Origin of the sequence: Caviibacterium pharyngocola (assembly GCF_002795405.1) — a bacterium.
Lineage (GTDB): Bacteria > Pseudomonadota > Gammaproteobacteria > Enterobacterales > Pasteurellaceae > Caviibacterium > Caviibacterium pharyngocola.
The window spans coordinates 1-26337 of record NZ_PHGZ01000008.1 but is presented as its reverse complement, the minus strand read 5'-3'; the positions used below and the strand labels follow the sequence as shown (position 1 = coordinate 26337).

General features: G+C 42.2%; 18 protein-coding genes, 1 tRNA gene and 1 pseudogene. 16 read left to right on the top strand and 4 right to left on the bottom strand.

Going from position 1 to position 26337, the window contains the following annotated elements; all coding sequences use genetic code 11:
* The first annotated feature begins 31 nt into the window (after window positions 1-31).
* Both CVP04_RS04055 and nagK read left to right on the top strand, forming a co-directional pair.
* Window positions 32-772 (top strand): phosphatase PAP2 family protein, encoded by a 741-nt coding sequence (locus tag CVP04_RS04055; RefSeq protein ID WP_100296242.1) that lies wholly within the window; start codon window positions 32-34, stop codon window positions 770-772.
* Between the two features lie 130 nt (window positions 773-902).
* Window positions 903-1817 carry an N-acetylglucosamine kinase gene (gene nagK / locus CVP04_RS04050; RefSeq protein ID WP_100296241.1) on the top strand — a complete coding sequence of 305 codons (915 nt, stop codon included), beginning with the start codon at window positions 903-905 and terminating at the stop codon, window positions 1815-1817.
* Between the two features lie 34 nt (window positions 1818-1851).
* Here nagK and CVP04_RS04045 read toward each other — a convergent pair whose 3' ends face one another.
* Window positions 1852-2409 carry a YceB family lipoprotein gene (locus tag CVP04_RS04045; protein ID WP_100296240.1) on the bottom strand — a complete coding sequence of 186 codons (558 nt, stop codon included), beginning with the start codon at window positions 2407-2409 and terminating at the stop codon, window positions 1852-1854.
* Window positions 2410-2572: 163 nt separating this feature from the next.
* Between CVP04_RS04045 and CVP04_RS04040 the strand changes: the two genes are divergently transcribed.
* From CVP04_RS04040 to truB, 13 genes and pseudogenes are all read left to right on the top strand, one after another.
* Window positions 2573-3301, top strand: a complete 729-nt coding sequence (locus CVP04_RS04040) for a BUD32 family EKC/KEOPS complex subunit (protein WP_100296239.1) — start codon at window positions 2573-2575, stop codon at window positions 3299-3301.
* 16 nt (window positions 3302-3317) lie between these two features.
* A complete protein-coding gene (locus CVP04_RS12425; protein ID WP_279324762.1) occupies window positions 3318-3449 on the top strand; it encodes a hypothetical protein in 132 nt (43 codons plus the stop codon).
* A 151-nt stretch (window positions 3450-3600) separates the two neighbouring features.
* Window positions 3601-3677, top strand: a tRNA-Met gene (locus CVP04_RS04035).
* Window positions 3678-3799: 122 nt separating this feature from the next.
* Window positions 3800-4255 carry a ribosome maturation factor RimP gene (rimP, locus tag CVP04_RS04030; RefSeq protein WP_100296238.1) on the top strand — a complete coding sequence of 152 codons (456 nt, stop codon included), beginning with the start codon at window positions 3800-3802 and terminating at the stop codon, window positions 4253-4255.
* A 25-nt stretch (window positions 4256-4280) separates the two neighbouring features.
* Complete coding sequence (gene nusA, locus CVP04_RS04025; protein ID WP_100296237.1) at window positions 4281-5768, top strand: transcription termination factor NusA; 1488 nt, start codon at window positions 4281-4283, stop codon at window positions 5766-5768.
* A gap of 14 nt (window positions 5769-5782) precedes the next feature.
* Window positions 5783-8308 carry a translation initiation factor IF-2 gene (gene infB, locus CVP04_RS04020; protein WP_100296236.1) on the top strand — a complete coding sequence of 842 codons (2526 nt, stop codon included), beginning with the start codon at window positions 5783-5785 and terminating at the stop codon, window positions 8306-8308.
* Between the two features lie 155 nt (window positions 8309-8463).
* Entirely contained in the window at window positions 8464-8703 is a 240-nt protein-coding gene (locus CVP04_RS04015) for a hypothetical protein (protein WP_100296235.1), read from the top strand.
* A 183-nt stretch (window positions 8704-8886) separates the two neighbouring features.
* The gene (locus CVP04_RS04010) at window positions 8887-10110 is read left to right on the top strand and encodes an ATP-binding protein (RefSeq protein WP_100296234.1); all 1224 of its coding nucleotides are present in this window, start codon (window positions 8887-8889) and stop codon (window positions 10108-10110) included.
* A gap of 158 nt (window positions 10111-10268) precedes the next feature.
* Window positions 10269-13258, top strand: a pseudogene (locus tag CVP04_RS04000) (site-specific DNA-methyltransferase).
* 97 nt (window positions 13259-13355) lie between these two features.
* Window positions 13356-16649 (top strand): DEAD/DEAH box helicase family protein, encoded by a 3294-nt coding sequence (locus CVP04_RS03995; RefSeq protein ID WP_100296232.1) that lies wholly within the window; start codon window positions 13356-13358, stop codon window positions 16647-16649.
* A 3-nt stretch (window positions 16650-16652) separates the two neighbouring features.
* Window positions 16653-19505: an SNF2-related protein gene (locus tag CVP04_RS03990; protein ID WP_100296231.1), complete on the top strand. Its 2853-nt coding sequence runs from the start codon at window positions 16653-16655 to the stop codon at window positions 19503-19505.
* A gap of 133 nt (window positions 19506-19638) precedes the next feature.
* Window positions 19639-20019, top strand: a complete 381-nt coding sequence (gene rbfA, locus CVP04_RS03985; protein WP_100296230.1) for a 30S ribosome-binding factor RbfA — start codon at window positions 19639-19641, stop codon at window positions 20017-20019.
* Between the two features lie 12 nt (window positions 20020-20031).
* Window positions 20032-20952 carry a tRNA pseudouridine(55) synthase TruB gene (truB, locus tag CVP04_RS03980; RefSeq protein ID WP_100296229.1) on the top strand — a complete coding sequence of 307 codons (921 nt, stop codon included), beginning with the start codon at window positions 20032-20034 and terminating at the stop codon, window positions 20950-20952.
* 43 nt (window positions 20953-20995) lie between these two features.
* On the opposite strand, the gene guaA is transcribed toward truB, so the two are convergent.
* Together guaA and guaB are read right to left on the bottom strand one after the other, a co-directional pair.
* On the bottom strand, window positions 20996-22546 hold the full coding sequence (gene guaA, locus CVP04_RS03975; RefSeq protein ID WP_100296228.1) for a glutamine-hydrolyzing GMP synthase: 1551 nt from the start codon (window positions 22544-22546) through the stop codon (window positions 20996-20998).
* A gap of 208 nt (window positions 22547-22754) precedes the next feature.
* Window positions 22755-24218, bottom strand: a complete 1464-nt coding sequence (gene guaB / locus CVP04_RS03970; protein ID WP_100296227.1) for an IMP dehydrogenase — start codon at window positions 24216-24218, stop codon at window positions 22755-22757.
* A 174-nt stretch (window positions 24219-24392) separates the two neighbouring features.
* On the opposite strand from guaB, the gene birA reads away from it, so the two are divergent.
* Window positions 24393-25328, top strand: coding sequence for a bifunctional biotin--[acetyl-CoA-carboxylase] ligase/biotin operon repressor BirA (gene birA / locus CVP04_RS03965; protein WP_100296226.1), 936 nt, complete (start codon window positions 24393-24395; stop codon window positions 25326-25328).
* Window positions 25329-25382: 54 nt separating this feature from the next.
* Here birA and CVP04_RS03960 read toward each other — a convergent pair whose 3' ends face one another.
* Window positions 25383-26216: a DUF5718 family protein gene (locus tag CVP04_RS03960; RefSeq protein WP_100296225.1), complete on the bottom strand. Its 834-nt coding sequence runs from the start codon at window positions 26214-26216 to the stop codon at window positions 25383-25385.
* Window positions 26217-26337 lie beyond the last annotated feature (121 nt).

Here is a 26337-nt window from a genome sequence, read left to right as displayed (position 1 = left end):
TAAGCCCTTCAAATCTTTTTAAGTTATTAAAATGTTAAAACGCCTGTCATTATATACCTTATTGCTTTGCTTTGTCCCGATTTTTGCGTGGTTAAGCCATTGGCAATGGCAAGAAAACGAAACGAACGGCGCCGTTGATTATTTTTTATATCTGGTAACGGAAACCGGCAGCTTGCCTTATGCCTTGTTGACTTGCGCATTTTTTATCTTCTTGTATTTCCGCGCGATAAAGGATAGAAAAACGGCGCTATGGATCATCGCGTTAATGCTGTGTTCCATCGGTTTGACCCAAGGTATAAAAAGCGGATTAAAAACACTGTTTGCCGAACCGCGTCCGTTTGTGGTTGCAATGGAACAACATTCGGAAGTTGATCGACAATTTTTTTATAATGCAGATCGCAAATCGCGCGCCTATTGGGTGCGTCGATATTATTCGGATTTGTCGCTCGAACCACAATCCGTTCCTTCTTGGTTGATCGAACATCGCGCGAAAGAAACCGGTTATTCTTTTCCTTCCGGTCACAGTATTTTTGCCGCCTCGTGGCTAATGTTGGCGGTGGGATTTTCCGAGCTTTTCGGCAAACAAGCGCCGAAAATCAAGAAATTCGTTCCTGTTATCGCGATTTGGGCGTTATTAATTTTAATCAGCAGATTACGTTTAGGTATGCATTATCCGATAGATTTAGGTGTTTCCATTTTAATCGCTTGGCTGTTACATCTCGGATTATTTGCTTTTTTGCAGAAAAAACTGATCTTTCGCATAGAAAAATAGGGCGAAGTGCGGTTAAAATTTGGCGAGTTTTTTTATACGTAATGGCGTTTGTCGTTGCAATTTATCGCGTTTTACCTCGTGAGACGCGAACGAAATGAATGTTTAGTTTAAATCAAATTGGAGAGAAAAAATGTATTACGGATTTGACATCGGCGGCACGAAAATCGAACTTGCCGTTTTTAATGAAAAGTTGGAAAGACAGTATTCCGAACGCGTGCCGACCCCGCAAGATAACTATGAAGAATGGTTGAATGCCATCGTAAATTTGGTGAAAAAAGCCGATGAAAAATTCGGTTGTAAAGGCACGGTCGGGTTAGGTTTGCCAGGATTCGTTAACAAAGAAACGGGCATTGCGGAAATCACCAATATTCGCGTTGCCGATAACAAACCGATTTTGAAAGATTTATCCGAACGTTTGGATCGCGAAGTGCGGGCGGAAAACGACGCGAATTGCTTCGCGCTTTCCGAAGCTTGGGACGAAGAAAATCAACAATATCCTTGCGTATTGGGCTTGATCCTCGGCACCGGTTTCGGCGGCGGTATCGTCATCGACGGCAAAGTACATTCCGGACAAACGGGAATGGCGGGCGAGCTCGGTCATTTGCAATTAAATTATCACGCCTTGAAATTATTGGGCTGGGATAAAGCGCCGATTTATGATTGCGGCTGCGGCAACCGTGCCTGTTTGGATACCTATTTATCCGGTCGCGGCTTTGAAATGCTCTATCGCGATTTAAAAGGCGAGGCGTTATCCGCCAAAGAAATTATCGAAAAATTCTACGCCGGCGAGCAAAGTGCGGTGGAATTCGTCGAATTATTTATCGAACTTTGCGCGATCTCAATCGGCAATATTATCACCGCACTTGATCCGAATGTGATCGTGTTAGGCGGCGGCTTATCGAATTTCGATTATTTATACGAAGCCTTGCCGAAAGCCTTACCGGCACATTTAATGCGCAGTGCGAAAATTCCGTTAATCAAAAAAGCGCGTTACGGCGATTCCGGTGGTGTGCGCGGCGCGGCGGCGTTATTTTTATCCCGCTAAAACGACAACGCCCTGAAAATCTCAGGGCGTTTTTTTATAAAAAATCCGATTCCAACACCAATTTCCCTTGTTCCACGCGAATGCCTTTGGCGAATTTTTTGATGATCGCATCGCGCGCTTTGCTGTCATCCAACGTGTAGATCGGGATATGGTTAATTAGACTTGCAATGTTCTGGCTTAAAAAGGGCATTATGCCTTGCAGTTGTTGCATTGCGCTATCCGGCGAGCCCGACCAACGCAAAATTCTGACGTCTTTTAAATAAACCGAACCTTCTTGCGGATCATAATAGGGAACGGTGTCGAAGGTTAAATTCAACGTGGCGACGATAGGTTTATTTTTGAGGCTGAAACTGCCGTCGATCGTACCGCTGATTTCCACTCGTTTTTCGTCAATTTGTCCGACTTTTGTGGAAAGATCGTGTAAATTATAGTCAATATAAAATAAACCGGGTAAACCGAATTTATCGTTAATTTGATTTTTCTTTGCCAAATAAGCGTTGATTTCGTTTTCCGTCACGGAAAACGCCGAGGCATTGGCGGCAAAAAATATGCCTAATAAAATCAGGCAATAAGAGAATAATTTGTTGAACATTTCGGCTCCTTGGGTTCTTTTTTCCGAGAAAAATATTTTTATGCTAATATAGACAAATTATTTTGCATTTAAATCCAATGTAGTCGATTTATTGCGGATAAACAAATTATTTTGCGGATTTTCACCGCACTTTTTAGCAAAAACAAATAAAGAGAGACGAATAATGTCGGCGTCCGACCAATTATCTTTTACTGATTATGTGCAGCATATGCTTGAGCGTTATCGCGGCGAGCGAATAACTCGTTTCGACTATGCGGGCGAAATATTTTGGCTTAAGCAGCCGGAAAAATTAACCGGTGTTTGGCGGATATTAAAACCGCAGCCGAAAGCGGCGTTCGCGCGGGAGTTGCGCACGCTAAGCGAGTTAAATCGAAAAAATGCGCCGGTGCCGCAATTAATGTTGTTCGGTGAAGATTTTTTCGTATTAAAAGACGGCGGCGTGTCTATCGGTTCTCGCTTGAGCGATGAAACTTTGGATGCCACGCAAAAAATGCAATTCGTGGAGGACGCGGCGAAAGCTTTGGCGAATTTGCATCAACAAGGTTTGATTCACGGGCGACCGGCGCTGCGCGATATGCTTTGGGATAACGGAAAAGTGCTGTTTATCGATTTCGAATCCCGCGAATCCAAGGCGGATTTGCTCTCGCGGAAGGTGCGCGACAGTTTGATTTTTATTCACAGTTTAGGGCGAACCGGAGAGTTATCCGACGATGAAATGAAAAACTGCATCGAAAAATACCGCACTTATTGTGAAAAAGACGTGTGGCAAAAAACGCTGGCGACCTTGCGACGCTATCATTGGTTATATCGTTTCTTGTTATTATTTAAATCTGTGGCGAAACGCGATTTGGTCGCAGTTTATCGGATGTTTGAAAACGTCCCTTTTGATTAACCCTGAGGAAATTACAATGAAGAAATTAATGATTTTATTTTTTGCGCTGGCGTTGACGGCTTGTACGGTAGGCGGCGGATTCGGTGTCGGCGGCGGAAGTAACGGTGTCGGATTGGGCGTCGGTGTCGGCAGTGGCATTCGATTCTAACGCGGATTCGGCGATGAACGCCGCGAAAGTGCGGTGGAAATATTAAGATTTTTTGTGCAAAATAACCAATGATAAGCTGTCGTGCGTGATTTTTTATAATAAAAACTTGATATTAATACCTAAAAGCCCTATAATGTCACCATATTTCGGACGCGGGGTGGAGCAGCTTGGTAGCTCGTCGGGCTCATAACCCGAAGGCCGTCGGTTCAAATCCGGCCCCCGCAACCACTTTACAACAAGTTCAGTAAAGGAACCCCAATTTTGGGGTTTTTTTGTACGAGCAATTTAGATGTAGAACTGGGCTGATTGCCCTTTTTTTATGTCTTAATTTTGAGTTTTAGGAGGTTGTTTTGGCAACTTTAGAGGAAAAATTACAAGATTTATTACAAAGTTCGGTAGAAGATTTAGGCTGCGAACTTTGGGGTATCGAATGTCAGCGCAGCGGTCGATTTTTAACCGTTCGCTTATATATTGACAAAGAAGGCGGCGTGACGGTTGATGATTGCGCCGATGTCAGTCGCCAAGTCAGCGCAGTGCTGGATGTGGAAGATCCGATTGCGGATAAATACAATCTTGAAGTGTCTTCACCGGGTTTGGATCGCCCGCTGTTCACTTTGGCGCAATATCAACGTTTTATCGGCGAAGATATTGCATTGCATTTGCGTATTCCGGTGTCGGATCGTCGTAAATGGCAAGGTAAATTGGAAAAAATCGACAATGATATGTTGACTTTAACGGTTGACGGTCAGGAACAAATTTTTGTGTTCGGTAACATTCAAAAAGCGAATGTTATTGCGAAATTCTAGATTTAGAAAGGGAGAAGAAACCATAATGAGCAAAGAAATTTTATTGGCGGCGGAAGCCGTATCAAATGAAAAATTATTACCGCGCGAGAAAATTTTCGAAGCCTTGGAAAGTGCCATTGCGCTTTCGACAAAAAAGAAATACGAACAAGAAATCGACGTGCGCGTAGTGATTAACACCAAAACCGGCGAATTCGACACCTTCCGTCGTTGGTTGGTCGTAGAACACGTTAACAACCCGACCAAAGAAATTACCTTGGAAGCGGCGCAATTCGAAGATCCGAACGCGCAAATCGGCGATTATGTGGAAGATCAAATCGAATCCGTCGCCTTTGACCGCATTACAATGCAAACCGCGCGCCAAGTGATTAGCACGAAAATTCGTGAAGCGGAACGCAATAAAATCGTCGAACAATTCCGTTCGCAAGAAGGTGAAATCGTCACCGGTACCGTGAAAAAAGTGAACCGCGAAAGCATTATTTTGGATTTAGGTCAGCAAGCGGAAGCGGTGATTATGCGCGAAGATATGTTACCGCGCGAAAATTTCCGTCCGGGCGATCGCGTGCGCGGTGTGCTTTATAAGGTGAATCCGGAAAGCAAAGGCGCGCAATTATTCGTTACTCGTGCGAAACCGGAAATGATCATCGAATTATTCCGTATCGAAGTACCGGAAATCGGCGAAGAATTAATTGAAATTAAAGGCGCGGCGCGTGATCCGGGGTCGCGTGCAAAAATTGCGGTGAAAAGCAACGATAAACGTATCGATCCGGTGGGTGCTTGCGTCGGTATGCGCGGTGCGCGCGTTCAGGCGATCACCAACGAATTGGGCGGCGAACGCGTTGATATCGTGTTATGGGATGATAATCCGGCGCAATTTGTTATTAATGCAATGGCACCTGCCGACGTAAGTTCGATTGTGGTGGACGAAGATAGTCATTCGATGGATATTGCGGTTGAATCTGCGAATTTGGCGCAAGCCATCGGTCGTAACGGACAAAACGTGCGTTTGGCTACGCAATTAACCGGTTGGACGTTGAACGTAATGACCACGGACGAGCTAAACGAAAAACATCAAGCGGAAGACAATAAAGTGGTGAAACTCTTTATGAACGCCCTTGAGATTGATGAAGAATTTGCGCATATCTTGGTAGAAGAAGGTTTCTCCACCCTTGAAGAATTAGCTTATGTGCCGGTGAGCGAATTGACCGCGATCGACGGTTTGGAAGACGAAGATTTGGTGGAAGAACTTCAAACCCGCGCGAAAAATGTGTTAACCGCGACCGCACTTGCGGAGGAAGAAGCGTTAAAACAAGCGCAAATCGAGGATCGTCTGTTAAATCTTGACGGAATGAATCGCCATATCGCCTTAAAATTAGCGGAAAAAGGCATTACCGGACTAGAAGAACTGGCCGAACAAGGCGTGGACGATTTGGCGGATATTGAAGAATTAAGCGCTGAACAAGCGGCGGAATTAATTATGGCTGCGCGTAATATTTGCTGGTTCAGTGAAGAATAAGGAGTAATAACATTATGACGGATGAAGTAAAACAATCGAATGCTCCGAAAAAACTGAGCTTACAACGTCGTACTAAAACGACCGTGAGCGGCACGACGACCGGTGGTCGGAGCAAAGAAGTGCAAGTCGAAGTGCGTAAAAAACGTACTGTGCCGACTGAAGCGGCGATCAAAGCGGAAGAACAAGCGAAATTAAAAGCGAAGGAAGAAGCGGAGAAAAAAGCGGCGGAAGAACAAGCCAAACGCGAAGCGGAAGAAAAAGCGCGTCTTGCGGCGGAAGAAAAAGCCAAAGCGCAAGCAGCGGCAAAAGTGGCAGAAAGCAAAACAAACGAAAAAAACACCGCACTTAAAGCGGAAGCAAAAGCCACGGACAGCGAAAAAGAAAAACGTCGCGCCGAAGAAGCGGAATTACGTCGCAAAGCGGATGAATTAGCCCGCCAAAAAGCCGAAGAAAAAGCGCGTAAAGCGGCGGAAGAAGCCAAACGTTATGCGGAAATGGCAAACGAACACGGCAATAACGACGGTTCGGACGATTATGCGGATTATCATTTGACTTCTAGCTATGCTCTTGAAGCGGAAGACGAAGAAGAACGTCGCAATGAAAATCGCGGTCGTGGTAAAAATAAAGTGGCGAAAGCGAAAAAAGGCGGACGTGAGGATGAAAGTTCCAAAAACGAGCGCGAATCGAATCGCCGTAACCAAAAAGACGGTAAAGGTGGCAAAGGTAAACAAGCGAAGAAAGGCAGCGCCATTCAACAAGGCTTTACCAAACCTGCCGCACCGGTTAACCGCGATGTGGTGATCGGCGAAACCATTACCGTCGCGGAACTTGCCAATAAAATGGCGGTGAAAGCTACCGAAATCATCAAAACAATGATGAAAATGGGCGAAATGGTGACGATTAACCAAGTGATCGACCAAGAAACCGCGCAGTTGGTTGCGGAAGAAATGGGTCATAAAGTGATCTTGCGTAAAGAAAACGAATTGGAAGAATCCGTATTGGAAGATCGTGACGTCAATGCGGAAAAAGTGAATCGTGCGCCGGTGGTGACTATTATGGGTCACGTTGACCACGGTAAAACTTCATTGCTTGACTATATTCGTAAAGCGAAAGTCGCCGCAGGCGAAGCGGGCGGTATTACGCAACATATCGGTGCATACCACGTTGAAACCGAAGACGGCAAAATGATCACCTTCTTAGATACCCCGGGACACGCGGCGTTTACTTCTATGCGTGCGCGCGGTGCGAAAGCAACGGATATCGTTGTACTTGTCGTTGCGGCGGATGACGGAGTAATGCCGCAAACCATCGAGGCGATCCAGCACGCGAAAGCGGCGGGCGTACCTATTGTGGTGGCGGTGAATAAAATCGATAAACCGGAAGCCAATCCGGATCGCGTAGAGCAAGAATTGTTACAACACGAAGTGATCGCGGAAAAATTCGGCGGTGACACGCAATTCGTTTATGTTTCTGCGAAGAAAGGTACCGGTGTTGACGAATTATTAGATGCGATCTTATTGCAATCCGAAGTGCTTGAATTGACCGCCGTGAAAGACGGTATGGCAAGCGGTGTGGTGATCGAATCTTATCTTGATAAAGGACGCGGCCCGGTTGCGACTATTTTGGTTCAATCCGGTACTTTACGTCGCGGCGATATCGTACTATGCGGTTTTGAATACGGTCGTGTTCGCGCAATGCGTGATGAAGACGGTAAAGATATCGAAGCCGCCGGCCCGTCGATTCCGGTGGAAGTATTAGGCTTGTCCGGCGTACCGGCTGCCGGTGACGAAGCGACGGTTGTGCGTGACGAGAAAAAAGCGCGCGAAGTGGCATTATATCGTCAAGGCAAATTCCGTGATGTGAAATTGGCGCGCCAACAAAAAGCGAAACTGGAAAATATGTTTAGCAATATGGCGGAAGGCGATGTGGCTGAACTTAACGTTATCGTCAAAGCGGACGTACAAGGTTCCGTCGAAGCGATTGTTCAAGCGTTACAAGAATTGTCAACGGACGAAGTGAAAGTGAATGTCGTCGGCTCCGGCGTAGGCGGTATTACTGAAACCGACGCAACGCTTGCTGCGGCATCCAACGCGATTATCGTTGGCTTCAACGTCCGTGCCGATGCCTCCGCTCGTCGTATCATCGAATCGGAAAACATTGATTTACGTTATTATTCAATTATTTACGAATTATTAAACGAAATCAAAGCAGCAATGAGCGGTATGTTACAACCTGAATTCAAGCAAGAAATCATCGGCTTGGCTGAAGTGCGCGATGTGTTCCGCCATCCGAAATTCGGTGCAATCGCAGGTTGTATGGTAACCGAAGGTATCGTGAAACGTAACAACCCAATCCGCGTTCTACGTGATAATGTGGTTATCTTTGAAGGCGAACTCGAATCTCTCCGCCGCTTCAAAGACGACGTATCCGAAGTGCGTAACGGTATGGAATGTGGTATCGGCGTGAAAAACTACAACGACGTGAAAGTCGGCGACCAAATCGAGGTATTCGAAGTGGTCGAGGTTAAGCGTTCGATTTAATTCGTTCTAAAAGTTAAAAAGCTGGGTATAATGCTCAGCTTTTAATTTTTATACAGAGTCTTGAAAAAGATGGATGAGCTCATATCTTAATAGAGCAATGACAAATTTTTGATCATTGCTCATATTGGTAAACAGAGAAATGGAGATATAGCTAAATGTCTAAACAGAGTTCATCGCAGCTAAGTTCTTTAGCTTCAAGTGTTTTAAGAGATCCTAATTCATCTCAAATTCAAAAAAAATTAGCAGGTTCTGTGTTAGCTCAAACTAATACTGATAAAATTACTAGTAGTGAATTGGAAACAAAAGCATCAAAAGCTTTAAATTCTGAACATTATTCTGATATAACCAAGTCATTAGCTGGTTCTGTTTTATCTCAATCCAGTAAAAACAGATAAGGTATCGGAGAAGAAATAAAGTTAGTTCAATATATTATCTTATGTTGAATTAACTTTTTCTTTTATTTTAAATTTAGTTTAATTTACGATGCCATCTTAAATTAAACTAGATTTCTCTTTACTTATCTTATAATTTTTAGTTTAATTTACGATACTATCTTAAATTAAACTGAAAATATCAATATGAGTTTTTATAAACGCCAAATGTCATTGTTGTTAAAAACATTGATTAAACAATTTCCTGCCGTGTTGATCACAGGTCCGAGACAAGTGGGTAAATCCACCTTATTGCAACATATTAATGAAGATTATCAATATATTAGCTTTGATGATCCCGTATTGCTTGCTCAGGCACAGAATGATCCGACGCTGTTTATGCTTAACCACAGCGGTAAGTTGATTTTGGACGAGGTGCAATATGCACCCGAATTGTTTTCGAGTCTAAAACTTGCTATTGATAAACAGAAACAAAACGGACTTTATTTACTTTCCGGTTCACAAGCATTTCAGTTAATGCAAAATGTCAGCGAAACCCTAGCGGGGCGGATTGCGATTTTAAAATTGCAGGGCTTTTCCTTAAGAGAAATTCAGCAATCGGATTTCCATTCGCCTTTTGTACCGACCACAGAATATATCGTTCGTCGTGAAAAAGCGGTAAAACCCATTGAAAATATTTGGAAAATCATTCATCAAGGCTATATGCCGCGCTTGTATGAACAAGAAACAAATTGGGATATTTATTATGCTTCTTATGTTTCCACTTATATTGAACGAGATGTACGCGCTTTAACTAATGTGAGTAATATCAGCGATTTCACCCGTTTTATGGTAGCGATTGCAGCGCGTAGCGGCGAATTATTGAATTACAGCAATGTAGCGCAAGAAGTGGGCGTGTCGGTGGATACGGTTAAGCGTTGGACGACAATTCTGGAAACTTCCGGCATTATCTATTTGTTGCGACCTTATTATAATAATCACCTCAAACGCGCGATTAAAACGCCGAAAGTTTATATGTTGGATACCGGTTTAATGGCGTGGTTGACTAAATGGTTGACGCCGGAAACTATTTCGCAAGGTGCAAAGAGCGGTCAATTTTTTGAAACTTTTGTGGTAAGCGAAATTATCAAATCTTTTTATAATAACGGTATTGAACCGCCGATTTATTTTTATCGTGATACCAACCAAAAAGAGATAGATTTATTAATAGAATATGACCGCACTTTATATCCTGTGGAAATTAAAACCTCTGCAAGCCCCGATAAAAAAATGGCAAAAACGTTCGGAATATTGAAAGATAATTTGCCGGAAGCAGAGATTCAAATCGGCACAGGTGTAATCATCAATCAATATCCGCAACGTTTATGGCTAGCGGAAGATCTGGTTGCTTTACCGATTTCAATGCTTTAGTTTCTCTTTTTATACACAATTATACATCGCGTGTATAATTATACATTCGATGTATAATTTTATATAAAATCCGTTTTTTCTATTACAACGGACGTGCTGCGTGCGTCCGTAAAGGATTTAGGCTATAATTTTCCCGTTTTATCTCAACATATTAAAAAATGTCAAAAAAACACTTGACATTCGTTTTTAAAGGGCAAAACTATGGCACAGCACAGCACAGCACAGCACTTGCACAACTTATCGCTAAACTCAAGGAAATTTTTCAAATAAATCAACCCGATCTCGATTTTGGGATCTACCGCATACTCAATTCCCGATCTGCTGAAATTCAACAATTCTTAGAAAAACGCTACCTAACAAAATCCGCACGGCAATGAGCGATTTCAACCAAGAAACCGCCGTTTATAACCATTTATACACCTTCTTTTCCCGCTATTATGATAACGGCGATTTTATCAGCCAACGCCGCTATAAAAACGACACTTACGCCATTCCTTATTCCGGCGAAGAAGTGATGTTGTATTGGGCGAATAAAGATCAGTATTACACCAAATCGGGCGAAAATTTCAGTAATTATGCCTTCCATTTGCCGAATGGCAAAAAAGTACAATTCCGTTTAATTGAAGCGGATATCGCCAAAGATAACCGCAAAGATAACGACAAAATTCGATTATTTGTCCTTGCCGAACCGCAAATTAAAATCGAAGTTGATGAAAACGGCGATGAAATTCAAAGGGATATTTTGCCTATTGAAGAATTAAGCGATGAATTGATTATCCGCTTTGAATATAAAGCAGTCAAAAAAGGTGAAAAACAACCTACATACACCGATCAAGCGGTCGCATCTTTGCAAAAATTTGCATTTCAAAATCAAGATTTCTTACAGCTTTTCGATTTAATGCCAACAGATAATGATAAATCTCGCACATTAGTCAAAAAATATCTGCAAGATTACACCACAAAAAATACCGCGGATTATTTTATTCATAAAAATCTAGGCAAATTCCTAAATCAAGAGCTGGATTTTTATATTAAAAATGAAGTGATGAATTTAGATGATATTCAGCAAGAAACCGCATTTTCAACCATTGAACAAAACCTAAATTTAATCAAAACCCTAAAAACCATCGGGCAGGAAATTATCGCTTTTCTTGCACAATTAGAAGATTTCCAAAAGAAATTATGGCTTAAAAAGAAATTTGTGGCAGGCAGTCATTATTTAATTACGCTTGATCATTTATCGGAAGAATTAATTGAACAAGCCCTACAAAATCCAAAACAGCTGGAGCAATGGAAAGCGTTATTTAATGTAGATGCAAGCGGTGAGATCGCCGAAAAACTTTGCAAAAATCAACCGCACTTAGTGGTGGATACCTCGCTTTTTGATACCGAATTTCAAGCAAAAGTATTGAGAGAAATTGATAATTTAGACGAACAAACCGACGGCTTACTTATTCATTCCGATAACTTCCAAGCGTTAAATTTATTGCAGGAAAGATATAAAGAACAGGTGAAATGTATTTATATTGATCCGCCGTATAATACAGATGGTGATGGTTTTCCATATAAAGATAGTTATAAACATTCAAGTTGGATTAGCTTTATGGAAAATAGAATTAACATAGCTAGAAAATTACATAAAGAAGAAAGCCTATGTTTTATTAGCATTGACGAAAATGAAACAAAAAATTTAAGTTTTTTAGCTGAAAATATTTTCTCACATGAAAAATCTCATGTAGTTGATCTAATCTGGAATACTCAGCATAGCCAACAAAGTGGTTTATTTTCTGTATATCATGAATATGTACAAGTTTATTCAAATATTCCATCTAATTTATTTGATAATTTTGATGGTGGAACTGGCGAAATTATAGCAGGTGCAATGAAGAAAATATCTGCGGCTAATCCTGCAAGTGAATTTACATTTCCTACGGGAGTTAGATTTGATGGAAATGAAGGACAAGAATTAACAGGAATTTGGGGAGATACAGAAACATTAGAATTGGTAAGTGGACGATTTATTTGTGAGAACGGAAAATTGAAATATCCCGTTACACTTAAAGCAGGTTGGACACAAAAAAATCAGATGCATCAATTTTTTTATGGAAAACGTCCTGTTTTTGATACAAAAGGTCAGGAAGTTATTGACTTCTTTTTCACAGCTACAGGTAAATTAAAAAGTATTAAATTAAGAAGCAAAATTACACCTAAAAGTTTATTGCCAGAATTTGGAACAGTATCCCAATCAACAGAAAAATTACGTCATATGTTTAATGCGGAATTGTTTGGAAGACCTAAGCCAGTAGAAATGATTAAATATTTGGTTGGATTACCGACTAAAAAAATCAATTCACCTATTATTTTAGACTACTTCGCCGGCTCAGGCACAACCGCCCACGCGGTAATTAACCTAAACCGCGAAGATAACGGCAAACGCAAATATATCCTAGTTGAACAAGGCGAATATTTTGACAGCGTATTAAAACCACGGGTGCAAAAAGTGGTTTACAGCGAAAAATGGAAAGACGGCAAACCGGAAAAAGGCGACAACGGCTATAACGGCGTTTCCCAAATCGTCAAGGTGCTAAAACTGGAAAGTTATGAAGATACGCTCAACAACCTTGAACTAAGAAAACCCGTTCAAGATCTAGCCGAACTCGGTTTATCGGAAAGCGTACAAAACGACTACTTATTGCACTATATGCTCGATGTGGAAAGCCAAGGCAGCTTGCTTAACACCCAAGATTTCCAAAAACCGTTTGATTATCAGCTCAATATCGCAACCAGTTCGGCAGGGGCATATCAAGCTCAACGCATTGATTTAGTGGAAACCTTTAACTATTTGATCGGCTTGTGTGTAGAAGAGGTTGATGACAAACGAGAAAAAGGCATCGTAAGCGTTATCGGTAAATTACCTAACGGCGAAAAAGCCTTTATTTTATGGCGAGATATGGAAAAAATCGGTTATGACGAATTAAACCGTTATTTAGACAGCCGTTCCATTAAAGCCGGTGACAGCGAATTTGACCTGATTTATATCAACGGCGATCACAATATTCCAACGGTATTTGCCGATAATGATGACGTGGTGAAAACCTTAAAAGTGCGGTCGATTGAAAACGAATTTTTAGAACGAATGTTTGAATAACCGACAGTGTAGGATGGGCTTTAGCCCATCATTTTATATCAGGTTTATTTTTGATGGGCTAAAGCCCATCCTACAATTTTAAAAAGAGAATATAAAAATGCCACGCACCTTCCATCAAGACCTAATCCTAAACCAATGGGCATTATCTTTATTTAACCAACAAGATCTTGCCCAATTTAAGCACCGCCTTGGCGATAAAGAAGGCGTTAACCAAGACGGACAAACTCAATATTTCCACGCATTACAATGGCAACTGTTTGACAGCGATAAAATATCCGTTGCCGATTTACGCCGTTACGATTTAAATATCGTGCAACATTGGCAACAAATTACCGAACAACGCAATAAAACCGAAGGGCATATTTTACATTTAAAATATTTCCAATATCTTTCATTATTATTTAGCGAAATTTATTTGGATTATTATTTTAACCAACCTGAAAAACTCTTAAATGAACTGAATGAACAACTCAGTTTACATTTAAGTTTAGATAAAGATGCACCCGAATTTCAGCCATATCAAAAAGATGAATTAAATAAAATCGCTTTTTGGAACGCAACGGGCAGCGGTAAAACCTTGTTAATGCACGTCAATATTTTGCAATATCAACATTACGCCAAAAATAAAAAAGATCTTACCGTATTTGTGATTACCCCAAATGAAGGGTTATCCAAACAACATTTAGGCGAGTTTCATCAATCTAATTTCTCTGCAGTAATTTTTGATAAAAACAAAGGTATTCAAACCAGTGGATTATTTAACGATATTCAAATTATCGAAATCAGCAAACTTGCCGAAAAAGATGGCGAGAGCACAGTTGCGGTGGAAAGTTTTAGCTCAATGAATAAATTGGTATTGGTGGACGAAGGGCATCGTGGTTCATCGGGTAAGGAATGGTTTGAACGCCGTCAAAAAATGATTGGCACGGACGGCTTTGCCTTTGAATATTCTGCAACCTTTGGGCAAGCGGTGAAAGATCGTAAAACTGTTGCGGATATGGAGCAGGAAATTCGTAAGAAAAAAGCCAAACTTTTGCCTGAAAAATTAACCGCTAAACAGATAAAAGCCTTGCCGTTAAGTTATGAAGAATTACGTCAAGCTCGTCAAATGTCGGTATTTGAAAGCTATGCCAAATGTGTGCTGTTTGATTATTCCTATAAATTTTTCTATCAAGACGGCTACGGCAAAGAGAGCTTAATTCTCAATATGAAAGCGGAAGATTATGAAAACAGGGAAAATCTGTGCAAATATTTTACTGCGTGTTTGCTCTCGTTTTATCAGCAGCAATATCTGTTTGCAAAAAATCAGCCGAAACTGACCGCTTACAACTTAGAAAAGCCGTTATGGATTTTTGTCGGCAATACGGTGAACACGGAAGATAGCGATATTCTGCAAGTTATTCAGCTATTTGCCTTTTTCTTAAACCCAAAAAATCGCACGGTGGTGAATACTTGGTTGGAAGAATTTATCGAAGACAGCACAACACTTTTAGATAACAAAGGCAATGCGATTTTTAAACATCGTTTTCATTATTTAAATGAGTGGAAAGGCAATATTGACGGGCTTTATTTGGATATTTTGCAAAAAATTTTTAATGCCGAAAGTTCACAAACCTTGCAATTAAGCAATATCAAAAAAGCCAGCGGTGAAGTGGCGTTAAGCGTGGGCAATTCACCAGCCTTTGGCGTGATTAATATCGGCGATAGCCAAACCTTGATGAAAGAAGAGAGCAATTATCCCGATCTACGTTTTGCTCAAGATGAATTTTCAACAGGATTATTTAGCACGATTAACAAAAAAGATAGCCGTATCAATTTGCTGATCGGTTCGCGTAAATTTACTGAAGGTTGGTCGAGCTGGCGAGTTTCTACAATGGGCTTGCTCAATATGGGCAGAGGCGAAGGTTCGCAGATTATTCAGCTGTTTGGGCGTGGCGTGCGGTTAAAAGGTGAAGATTTTTCCCTGAAACGCACCGCTAAACCGCCGAAAGGCTTAGGACTGGACAAGTTGGAAACCTTAAACGTATTCGGGATTAAAGCCGATTATATGCAGAAATTCCGTGAATATTTGCAAGAAGAAGGCGTGAATACGGAAGAAACCTTGCAAGTGGAATTTGCCGTGGCAAAAACCTTGCCGAAAACCGTGCAGCTTAAAACCTTACGCTTAAAAGAAGGCTATAAAGACAATCAAAAAATGGGCTTTAAACGCCAAGAGCGAGCCGAACTTTATCAGGTTCCTGCAAAATATCAGGGCAAAATCAAACCGATTTTAGCCGTAATGGATCTTTATCCGAAATTGGAAGCCTTAAGCACTACAGGTATCCGCAAATCGATCAACGATGAACGCCTAGAAGTTAAACTCAATCCGCAAGCCATCGCCTTTTTTGATTGGGATAAGATCTATTTAGAAATCCAGCAATACAAAATGACGAGAACTTGGTCGAATCTGCAGGTGAGCCTTAACGGATTGAAACAATTTGTCACGAAGAATAAAGATTGGTATTGCCTGTCTGCACCACAATCTTTTGTTGCCGTGCAATCTTTTGCGGATATTGAAAAGCAGCAAGGAATTTTAATTGAGCTATTAAAAATCTACACAGAACAGTTTTATAACCGTTTAAAAGCCGCTTATGAAAATCAATTTTTTGAAACCGTTTATGTCACGGAAGAAAACGGTTCGCTGTTGGATAAATATCAATTTGAATTAAGAGAAGATCCGCAAGTGTATAACCGAGAAAGTGCGGAGAAAAAACTTAAAGAATTATCTGAGCTTGTGCGTGAGCATAAAATCGAAGAAGCCTTTGAGCAGCATAAGCAATTACCGTTTAATGGTTTAACAATGATCTGCTTTAAACCGCACTTATTTACGCCGCTTTTGCATTTAGAAAAAAGCACGGAAGATTTCCCGATTAAACTTGCGCCATTGCCACTTAAAGCGGAAAGCGAACGCCGATTTATTGCAGATTTAGAAAATGCAGAAAAAAGCGGAAAACTTACCGCTTGTTTAGGTGGACGCTCCCTTTATTTAATGCGTAACGCAGACCGCAAAGAAAAGGGATTAGGGTTTGCCTTAGCAGGTAATTTTTATCCGGATTTCTTATTGTGGGTAGTAGATCATCAAAGCGGTAAACAATGGCTGAATTTTATCGACCCGAAAGGGATTCGCAATATGGATAAAACCGATGCGAAATTCGGTTTATATCAAGAAGTAAAAACCTTACAAGAAAAAATCAACGACCCAAATTTGATTTTAAATAGCTTTATTTTATCCATCACCAAATATGACGATTGGACGAATATCGATCAAACCACAGAAGAACTGGCAGAGAAACATATTTTGTTTATGGATAAGGAAGATTATTTGGAACAATTATTTGAAAGAATGGAATAAAAAATGAACATCACCCCTTATCACGCACGTTATTTTGCCAATGAATTGATTTGTCGCCGCACGGACGATAATCGACTTTCGCAATCATTATTTGATGCTAAGGTAGATCTCAATCCGCACCAAATTGACGCGGCGTTGTTTGCCTTGAAAAATCCGTTACAAGAAGGTGTTTTGCTTGCCGATGAAGTAGGTTTGGGTAAAACCATTGAAGCAGGTTTGGTGCTTTGCCAAATGTGGGCGGAGCGGAAGCGGAAGTTGCTGATTGTTTGCCCTGCGATTTTGCGTAAACAATGGGCGAATGAGTTGTATGAAAAGTTTGATTTACCGACTTTGGTGGTGGATAAAACCGTGGTAAATCAAGCAATGAAAGGCGTAAGCGGTGCGAAATTGCTGAATTTTTGCAAAAATCAAATCAGACGAAAAGTGCTGATTGTGTCGCACCAATATGCCACCAAAGAGATGAATACCTTCAAGCAGTTTGATTGGGATTTTGTGGTGATTGATGAAGCACACAAAATGCGTAATGCCTATAAAGCCGACAATAAAATGGGGCAGGCGATGCGAAAAGCCTTTGGCGGCAAGCGAAAATTATTGCTCACAGCAACACCATTACAAAATTCCTTGATGGAGCTTTATGGCTTATCGACCCTGTTGGACGAGCATATTTTTGGTGATCGCAAATTCTTCCAACGGGAATTTGTCCGCCGTGGCAATTTGCCTGAGTTGAAAAGCCGAATGGCGACCTTTGTAAAACGCACCTTGCGTAAAAATGTGTTGGAATATATCCGCTATACGGAACGCAAAACTTTCACCCAAGAATTTACCCCGACCGATAGCGAGCATTTGTTATATCAACAAATTTCTGAATTTTTGCGTAAAGAGAGCAGTTACGCCTTGCCGAAAACACACAAACATTTGACCGCACTTATTTTGCGAAAATTGTTGGCTTCCAGCTCCCTTGCGGTGTTAGGGACGTTACGAGCTATCCATAGCCGTTTGCTTGCCCTTCAACAAGCTCAAGAGTTGCCTGAATTTGAGCTGTTCGATGGCGAAGATCTGACCGATGAAGATATTGAAATTGATGAGTTAGAACAAGAAGAAGGCGAAGAAAGCGTTGCTGAAGAGCTGAATAAAACAGCATTGGCAAAAGAAATTGCAGAAATTGAGAGTTTTATTGCCTTGGCGGAAAGTTTGACAGTGGATAGCAAAGTGATTGCTTTGCTCACGGCGTTACAGACCGGTTTTGAAAATATGGCGGCGTTAAATGCTCCGCAAAAAGTGATTATTTTTACCGAGTCGGTGCGAACCCAGCAGTATTTGTTCCAGTTTTTGCAAGAAAACGGCTATCAAAATAATGTGGTAATGTTCAGCGGAAGCAATAACGATCCGCAAGCGGTTGAGATTTATCAAAGTTGGTTGGCGAAAAATGCCGGCTCGCCGAAAGTCACGGGATCCGTTGATGTGGATAAACGCACGGCATTGATCGAACATTTCCGTGATAACGCACAAATTATGATTGCCACCGAAGCGGCAAGTGAAGGGGTAAACTTACAATTCTGTTCCTTACTGATTAACTACGATCTGCCGTGGAATCCACAGCGAGTAGAGCAGCGGATTGGGCGTTGTCATCGTTACGGGCAGAAATTTGATGTGGTGGTGATTAATTTCTTGAATAAACGAAACAAAGCGGATCAACGTGAGTTGGAATTATTGACGGAAAAATTCAAACTGTTCCAAGGCGTATTGGGTGCTTCCGATGAAGTGTTGGGCGAAATTGAAAGCGGTGTTGATATTGAAAATTGGATTGCGAAAATCTACGCCACTTGCCGAACGGAAGAGGAAATTCAGCAAGCTTTTGATGAATTGCAAGCTAAATTCGCTGACCAAATTAGCGACCGATTGCAAGAAACGAAAAATGCCTTAGTGGATAGTTTTGATCAGTCGGTGTTGGAACGTTTAAAAGTGATGACACAAAATCGCTTAAACGAAATGGAATATTGGTTTTGGTCGTTAAGCCGTTTTGCTTTAGATAATAAAGCACAATTTAACCAGACGGATTGGTATTTTTTACTGCAAGATTGCCCACAAGTCGGCATACCGCTAGGACGATACTTATTGCCACGAAAAGAACGAAATCCGCAAATTCAAGGCTATGAATATCGCTTAAATCATCAGTTAGGCGAATGGTGTATTGAGCAAGGCTTACAGGCTTTCACACCGGATTGCAGGCTGGAATTTGATTATACGAATTATTCTGAAAAGATCAGTTTGCTTGAACATTATCAAGGCAAATCGGGCTGGTTGCGGTTGGATAAAATCAATGTGCAATCCAATGCTGAAAACCAAGAACGTTTGGTGTTTACGGTATGTGATGAGCAAGGAAATGCCCTTGATGCCGAATTTGCACAAAAACTCTTTTTACTTTCGGCAAATGTGCAAAATTCTACACCAAAGGCACCGCTTGCATTTAAGCAATTAAATCAATCCGAATTGGAAAAAGCGAAATCACAAATTCAGCAAGAAAACAGTGCATTGCTAATGGAAAAAAGCCGTCAGATAAATGCGTGGGCAAAAGATCAAATGCAGGCTGCGGAAGATAACATTAAGGAAATTAAAGATGAACTTCGTGAGAAAGAAAAGGAAGCTGCATTAGCCGATAATATTAAACAACAAATTGAATTACAAGAAGAAATTGCCAAGCTTCGCAAAGCCTTGCGTAAAGCACGCAATGAATTGGACGATGTGCAAGATGAGATTGCCGATCAAGAAATGGCGTTGTTGAGGGAGTTGAAAGCGAAGGTGAATCAAACAATGACAGAGGAGAAGGTGTTTGAGATTGCTTGGCATATCATATAAAAGTGCGGTGGTTTTTCTACGTATTTCTTTCGGTATGTATCGGGCATTCAACGGAAAATTAGGAAATTCAACGGATTTTACGGTATAATCGCCCTACTTTTTAGGCGAGGCTCGCCTTATATATGGAGAAAATATGAGTAGAGAATTTAAACGTGCGGATCGCGTAGCGCAGGAATTACAAAAAGAAGTCGCAATTATTTTACAACGTGAAGTGAAAGATCCGCGGATCGGAATGGTGACGGTTTCCGATGTGGAAGTATCAAGCGATTTGGCTTATGCAAAAATATTTGTGACGTTTTTGTTTGATCACGATGAAGACGCGATTAAACAAGGAATGAAAGGCTTGGAAAAAGCGAGTCCCTATATTCGCACCTTGCTCGGCAAAGCGATGCGTTTGCGTATTGTGCCGGAATTACGCTTTATTTATGACCAATCTTTGGTGGAAGGAATGCGGATGTCGAACCTTGTCACAAATGTGGTTAAGGAAGATGAAAAACGTCACGTTGAAGAATAGTCGCTGAAGAAAATGAGTAAACCGCGTAAAAAAGGACGTGATGTACACGGCATATTTTTGTTGGATAAATCTCAAGGGATGAGTTCCAACGATATTATGCAAAAAGTGAAACGCTTGTTTAATGCCAACAAAGCGGGGCATACGGGCGCGTTGGATCCGCTTGCTACGGGAATGTTGCCGATCTGCTTAGGCGAGGCGACGAAATTTTCGCAATTTTTGCTTGATTCCGATAAGCGTTATTTGGTCACGGCAAAATTAGGCGAGCGCACCGATACCTCTGATTCCGACGGAAATGTGGTGCAAACCCGACCGGTTGAAGTGGAAACCTCGCAAATTTTGACCGCACTTGAAGGCTTTCGCGGCGAAATTTTGCAAGTACCGACAATGTTTTCGGCGTTGAAACACCAAGGAAAACCGCTTTACGAATATGCCCGCGCCGGAATTACTATTGAGCGGGAAGCGCGCCCGATTACTATTTTCGAATTAAAATTTATCGATTATCAAGCGCCTTATCTTCATTTGGAAGTGCATTGTTCGAAAGGTACTTATATTCGCACCTTGGTTGATGATCTGGGCGAAACATTGGGTTGCGGCGCGCACGTTACAATGCTGCGTCGGCTTGCAGTGGCGGATTATCCCGCCGATAAAATGCTTACGTTGGAACAGTTACAACAAATTGCTCAAGCACAATCTTTCGATGAAATGGATGCTTTACTGCTTCCGTCGGACAGCGCGGTTTCACGCTTGCCAAAATTAATGCTCACCGCCGAACAAAGCAAAGCCGCCGGTTTCGGTCAACGAGTGAAATTCGATAATCCACAAAATCTTTACGGACAAGTGCGGTTGTTTTCTGATGAAAACCTATTTCTCGGCGTCGCTTTAATCGATCCGAATAATGTCATTCGACCGCAAAGAATGATTAACTTCAGTTAAAAAATAGCCGCGACTTAGGTCTGCGGCTATTTTGTTTAGGGGGTTATTCCCACTCGATTGTTGCCGGCGGTTTTCCGCTGACGTCATACACTACACGGGAAATTCCGTCCACTTCATTGATGATTCGATTAGAGATTTTACCGAGTAGATCGTAAGGCAAATGCGCCCAATGTGCGGTCATAAAATCGATAGTTTCCACCGCTCTTAGTGACACGACCCAGTCGTATTTGCGTCCGTCGCCCATTACGCCGACGGATTTCACCGGTAAGAACACGGTGAAGGCTTGGCTGACTTTGTAGTACCAACCGCTGTTATAAAGTTCTTCGATAAAGATCGCATCGGCTTTACGCAATAAATCACAATATTCTTTTTTGATTTCGCCTAACACGCGCACGCCTAAGCCGGGACCCGGAAACGGGTGGCGGTTGAGCATTTCGGCAGGTAAGCCGAGCGCCAAGCCGATTTTACGCACTTCGTCTTTGAAAAGTTCGCGCAACGGCTCGACTAAGCCGAGTTTCATATAATCCGGCAAGCCGCCGACGTTATGGTGCGATTTGATGACGTGCGCTTTGCCTGTTTTGCTGGCGGCGGATTCAATAACGTCGGGATAAATCGTGCCTTGTGCGAGCCATTTCACGCTGGCTTGTTTATGCGATTCTTCGTCGAAAACGTCAACAAAGACTTTACCGATAGTTTTACGTTTGGCTTCCGGCTCATCAATACCTTTAAGGGCGTCTAAGAAACGATCTTCGGCGTTGACGCGGATAATATTTAAGCCGAATTTATCGCCGAACATTTCCATTACTTGATCGCCTTCGTTTAAGCGAAGCAAGCCGTTATCTACAAATACACAGTGCAAATTTTTGCCGATTGCGCGGTGAAGGAGTAGTGCGGTGACGGAAGAATCTACGCCGCCGGACAAGCCTAAAATCACTTCGTCGTCGCCGACTTGCGCTTTAATGCGCGCAACGGCGTCTTCAATGATGTTTTCCGGCGTCCAGTTGGTTTCGCAACCGCAAATGCCGACCACGAAATTTTTCAATAACTCCAAGCCTTGTTTGGTGTGGGTTACTTCCGGATGGAATTGCACGCCGTAAAAACGACGGTTTTCGTCCGACATTGCGGCAATCGGGCAAGTCGATGTCGTACCGGTCACTTGGAAATCGGTCGGTAAGCGAGTTACTTTATCTCCGTGGCTCATCCATACGTCCAATTCTTGTTCAAGATCAGCGAAAAGTGCGGTCTGATTTTGGCGAGAAACTTGCGCATAACCGAATTCACGATGATCGGAAGTTTCTGTTAATCCGCCAAGTTGCATAGCCATTGTTTGCATACCGTAACAAATGCCTAACACCGGCACGCCTGCGTTAAACACATATTCCGGCGCTCGAGGACTGTTTTCTTCGGTGGTACTTTCAGGCCCGCCCGAAAGAATAATCCCCGTCGGGCTAAATTCACGGATTTGTTCTTCCGTCACGTCCCAAGCCCAAAGCTCGCAATAGACCCCGATTTCCCGCACACGACGTGCGATAAGTTGAGTATATTGCGAACCGAAGTCTAAAATTAAAATTTTGTGGTTGTGGATGTTGTTCATTGAGTTTCTCTGATTGATAATCAACCGTCCGATTTTTTCGGACATTTACTAATGTATTAGTGTAAACCGTGACAATCTGTCACGGTTTCATTGATTAAAATAGTTACAAAATGTAACCGTTTGAGTTGACCACAATATCTAGCCAACTTGGTTTCTAAATTGAAACGATGAGATTAGTAAAAAAATTACAAAATCCCACCGCACTTTTTTAACCCATACGATAATTCGGCGCTTCTTTGGTAATGGTCACATCGTGAACGTGGCTTTCTTTAATGCCGGCGCCGCTGATACGCACGAATTGCGCTTTGGTGCGCAGTTCTTCGATAGTGGCGCAGCCGGTTAAGCCCATACAAGAACGTAAACCGCCCATTTGTTGATGGATGATTTCTTTTAGGAAACCTTTGTATGGGATGCGTCCTTCGATCCCTTCCGGCACTAATTTATCTGCGGCGTTATCGGATTGGAAATAACGGTCGGACGAGCCTTTTGCCATTGCGCCTAAAGATCCCATTCCGCGATAAGATTTAAATGCGCGACCTTGGTAAAGCTCGATTTCGCCCGGTGCTTCTTCCGTTCCGGCAAACATTGAACCGACCATTACGCAACTTGCACCGGCGGCAATGGCTTTGGCAATATCGCCCGAATAACGGATACCGCCGTCGGCGATTACCGGAATACCGCGTTCTTTTAAGGCTTCCGCCGCATCAGCAATAGCAGTGATTTGCGGCACGCCAACGCCGGTTACGATACGGGTCGTACAAATGGAACCCGGTCCGATACCGATTTTCACCGCACTTGCGCCTGCGTCTGCTAAGGCAATCGCGCCGTCGGCGGTTGCGACGTTACCGGCGATAATCGGTAAATTCGGGTATTTTGCTCGCGTTTCGCGCACACGTTGTAATACGCCTTCGGAATGACCGTGCGATGAGTCGATAAGCAATACGTCCACGCCGGCTTTTACTAAAGCGTCGATACGTTCTTCGTTACCTGGACCGGCACCAACGGCGGCGCCCACGCGTAAACGACCGAATTCGTCTTTACAGGCGTTTGGTTTTTGTTCGGTTTTTTGGAAATCTTTTAAGGTGATCATTCCTTTTAATTTGAACGAATCATCGACCACTAATACTTTTTCTACACGATGAGTATGCATTAAGCTGAAAATTTGTTGGCTGTCTGCGCCTTCTTTAACGGTCACTAAGCGATCTTTCGGCGTCATTAAATCTGCTACGGTTTTGTTCATATCTTTCACAAAACGCATATCGCGACCGGTAATAATACCGACTAAAGTGCCGTTTTGATCAACAACAGGGAAACTGGCAAAACCGTTCTTTTGCACGATTTCGGTCAATTCGCCGATACTGAGATCCGGACTGACAGTGACCGGATCCGATACGATACCGCTTTCGAATTTTTTTACTTTACGCACGCGATCCGCTTGGCGTTCGATGGACATATTTTTGTGAATAAAGCCGATACCGCCTTCTTGCGCAAGGGAAATCGCCAATTTGGTTTCGGTAACGGTATCCATTGCAGCGGAAAGCATCGGAATATTTAAGCGGATAGTTTGGGTTAGTTGGGTGGAAAGATCGGCTGTGTTAGGAAGCACGGTGGAATGTGCCGGAACAAGCAAAACATCGTCGAATGTTAGCGCTTCTTTGATTACTCGTAGCATTGCAATATTCTCTCTTAGAAAGGTTGAAATTTAAAAAGGATGTAAAAAATATTGCGTCGGGATTATACAGATTTTCTCGCGATTTGGGAATGTGTTTTTATAATTATTTTCCCTTTTTAAAGAATTATGATAAAAAGTGCGGTAAGTTTTTTAGAATTAATATAGGAAATGCGAATGTCGGATTTATTAACGATTTTAGCTGACGGTAAAACACATTCTTACGAAAAACTCACCGCACTTTTACCGCTTGAACGAGCGGAAATCGAGCGGCAAATCGCCACGTTGTGTGCGCAAGGAATTTTTATTAAACAAAATTCGCACGAGGTTTGTTTGCAGCCTCAGTCCGACTTATTGAATTATGTGTATTTGTCGGAAAAATTGTCGCCTTATTCTGTGGAAGTTAAGCCGGTTATTTCTTCGACAAATCAATATATTATCGAAAATATTGTGCATTTGGAAAAAGGCGCGCTTTGTTTTGCCGAATATCAATCCGCCGGGCGCGGGCGTCGCGGACGCCAGTGGCAGTCGCCCTTCGCCGGACAAGTCATTTTAAGCTTTTATTGGACGCTGGAACCGCAAAAATCCTTAAACGGATTAAGTTCGGTTATCGGCATTGCGATAGCGGATTTTCTCAAAGATGTCGGTGTGAATGTCGTGGGCTTGAAATGGCCGAACGATATTTTATTGTTCGGGCGAAAATTAGCCGGAATTTTAGTGGAAATTATTAATCATAAGAACGGATTAACCAATTTGGTGGTGGGCGTTGGGATGAATCTGGCACTGCCGAAGCAAAATCACCAAATAGATCAACCTTGGGCGGAATTGGCGGAAGTGTTACCAAATTTTGATCGTAATGAGCTAACCGTTCGGTTGGTCAAAAAAATCTATGCGTATTTAGCGATTTTTGAAGAGCAAGGTATCGCTGCGTTTTGTCAACGTTGGCGTGAGTCGGATTATTTTTTCGGTGAAGAAGTGAATATCATTAGCGAAAAAGAAACGGTTAGCGGTATTGCGCAAGGCATTGATGAAGAAGGCTATTTATTACTGCAAACGGAAAACGGGCTTTGTCGATTTAACGGCGGAGAAGTTTCTTTAAGAAAGAAAAGCTAAGAATGAAGTGCGGTGTAAAAACAAAAATTTTTTAACCGCACTTTGTCTAGATGATTAGATAACTTTTTGTATTAATGCGGAAATATCTTGGGCGAATTCTTCCGCCTCCGCCATTGCGCTGATTTGTTCGTGCGAATAAAGATTTCCGTTATAAACCGCAATAATACTGGTGTCATTCGGTTGCAGAAAATGCGTTTCCCCGAATTCAGTGTAACGCGTGGCGCCAATACTGATGATTGCTTTTTTCGGATAGTTCGCCTGTTTTAGTAATTCGGCGATATTATTCATCGGATCTTGATCCGGTTGATGGTTCATTCGATCAATAATCCAGTCGATTAATTTTTGATGGAAATAGCTGTACCCGAGCGTCGGGCTGTCAATGCCATATTCCGCCAATTTGCCGTTGCGTTTATGAAAACAGGCGATACGGAATTGATCCAGATTTCCGCTCGGCTCAAAATGATCCAGCGCGATTTGAGTTGCCGAAATCCCTTTCGAATGGGCGCCCCAATTTTTCTTTTCACAGATTTTGTGCGCGTTCGGACGACGGATAGAGCAGTCGTTATAAGCAGCAAAATGGGTCGGGCGAAGTGCGGTCACTTTTCCGTCAGAATATTCGACGTCGCAAATCAAGGCGACTTCCGGTTCGATTTGTAAGTTGTCCGCATCCTTGGGAAAACGAATGCAATCGTGCGAAAGCGGAAAGGTAGCGAGAAATTTGTCCGCTTGTGCCAAGCTTTCGCTCGGTACATAAAAAGGGAAAATAGCTTTCGGTTGAATGGCTTCCGTCGTTTTTATTTTCACAAAATCAGCCGCTTCACCAGCTTGTTCTAAATGTCCGGCGAAATTGCCCGCCACGCCGAGACCAATAAAATGAGTTTTTTGCATCGTATTTTTCCTTTCTTTTTATAAATAATTAGCAAAATCTTAACATAAAAGTCGCAAATTGAATAAAGAACCGACAAAAAAATAGAATTTTAAATTTTTTTGCAAAAAAGACTTGCAAGGC

What these genes read in the sequence shown, in the direction of transcription:
- CVP04_RS04055 (WP_100296242.1), top strand. Translation starts at nt 32, where the DNA reads ATGTTAAAACGCCTGTCATTATATACCTTATTGCTTTGCTTTGTCCCG.
- nagK (WP_100296241.1), top strand. Translation starts at nt 903, where the DNA reads ATGTATTACGGATTTGACATCGGCGGCACGAAAATCGAACTTGCCGTT.
- CVP04_RS04045 (WP_100296240.1), bottom strand. Translation starts at nt 2,409, where the DNA reads ATGTTCAACAAATTATTCTCTTATTGCCTGATTTTATTAGGCATATTT.
- CVP04_RS04040 (WP_100296239.1), top strand. Translation starts at nt 2,573, where the DNA reads ATGTCGGCGTCCGACCAATTATCTTTTACTGATTATGTGCAGCATATG.
- CVP04_RS12425 (WP_279324762.1), top strand. Translation starts at nt 3,318, where the DNA reads ATGAAGAAATTAATGATTTTATTTTTTGCGCTGGCGTTGACGGCTTGT.
- nusA (WP_100296237.1), top strand. Translation starts at nt 4,281, where the DNA reads ATGAGCAAAGAAATTTTATTGGCGGCGGAAGCCGTATCAAATGAAAAA.
- infB (WP_100296236.1), top strand. Translation starts at nt 5,783, where the DNA reads ATGACGGATGAAGTAAAACAATCGAATGCTCCGAAAAAACTGAGCTTA.
- CVP04_RS04015 (WP_100296235.1), top strand. Translation starts at nt 8,464, where the DNA reads ATGTCTAAACAGAGTTCATCGCAGCTAAGTTCTTTAGCTTCAAGTGTT.
- CVP04_RS04010 (WP_100296234.1), top strand. Translation starts at nt 8,887, where the DNA reads ATGAGTTTTTATAAACGCCAAATGTCATTGTTGTTAAAAACATTGATT.
- CVP04_RS03995 (WP_100296232.1), top strand. Translation starts at nt 13,356, where the DNA reads ATGCCACGCACCTTCCATCAAGACCTAATCCTAAACCAATGGGCATTA.
- CVP04_RS03990 (WP_100296231.1), top strand. Translation starts at nt 16,653, where the DNA reads ATGAACATCACCCCTTATCACGCACGTTATTTTGCCAATGAATTGATT.
- rbfA (WP_100296230.1), top strand. Translation starts at nt 19,639, where the DNA reads ATGAGTAGAGAATTTAAACGTGCGGATCGCGTAGCGCAGGAATTACAA.
- truB (WP_100296229.1), top strand. Translation starts at nt 20,032, where the DNA reads ATGAGTAAACCGCGTAAAAAAGGACGTGATGTACACGGCATATTTTTG.
- guaA (WP_100296228.1), bottom strand. Translation starts at nt 22,546, where the DNA reads ATGAACAACATCCACAACCACAAAATTTTAATTTTAGACTTCGGTTCG.
- guaB (WP_100296227.1), bottom strand. Translation starts at nt 24,218, where the DNA reads ATGCTACGAGTAATCAAAGAAGCGCTAACATTCGACGATGTTTTGCTT.
- birA (WP_100296226.1), top strand. Translation starts at nt 24,393, where the DNA reads ATGTCGGATTTATTAACGATTTTAGCTGACGGTAAAACACATTCTTAC.
- CVP04_RS03960 (WP_100296225.1), bottom strand. Translation starts at nt 26,216, where the DNA reads ATGCAAAAAACTCATTTTATTGGTCTCGGCGTGGCGGGCAATTTCGCC.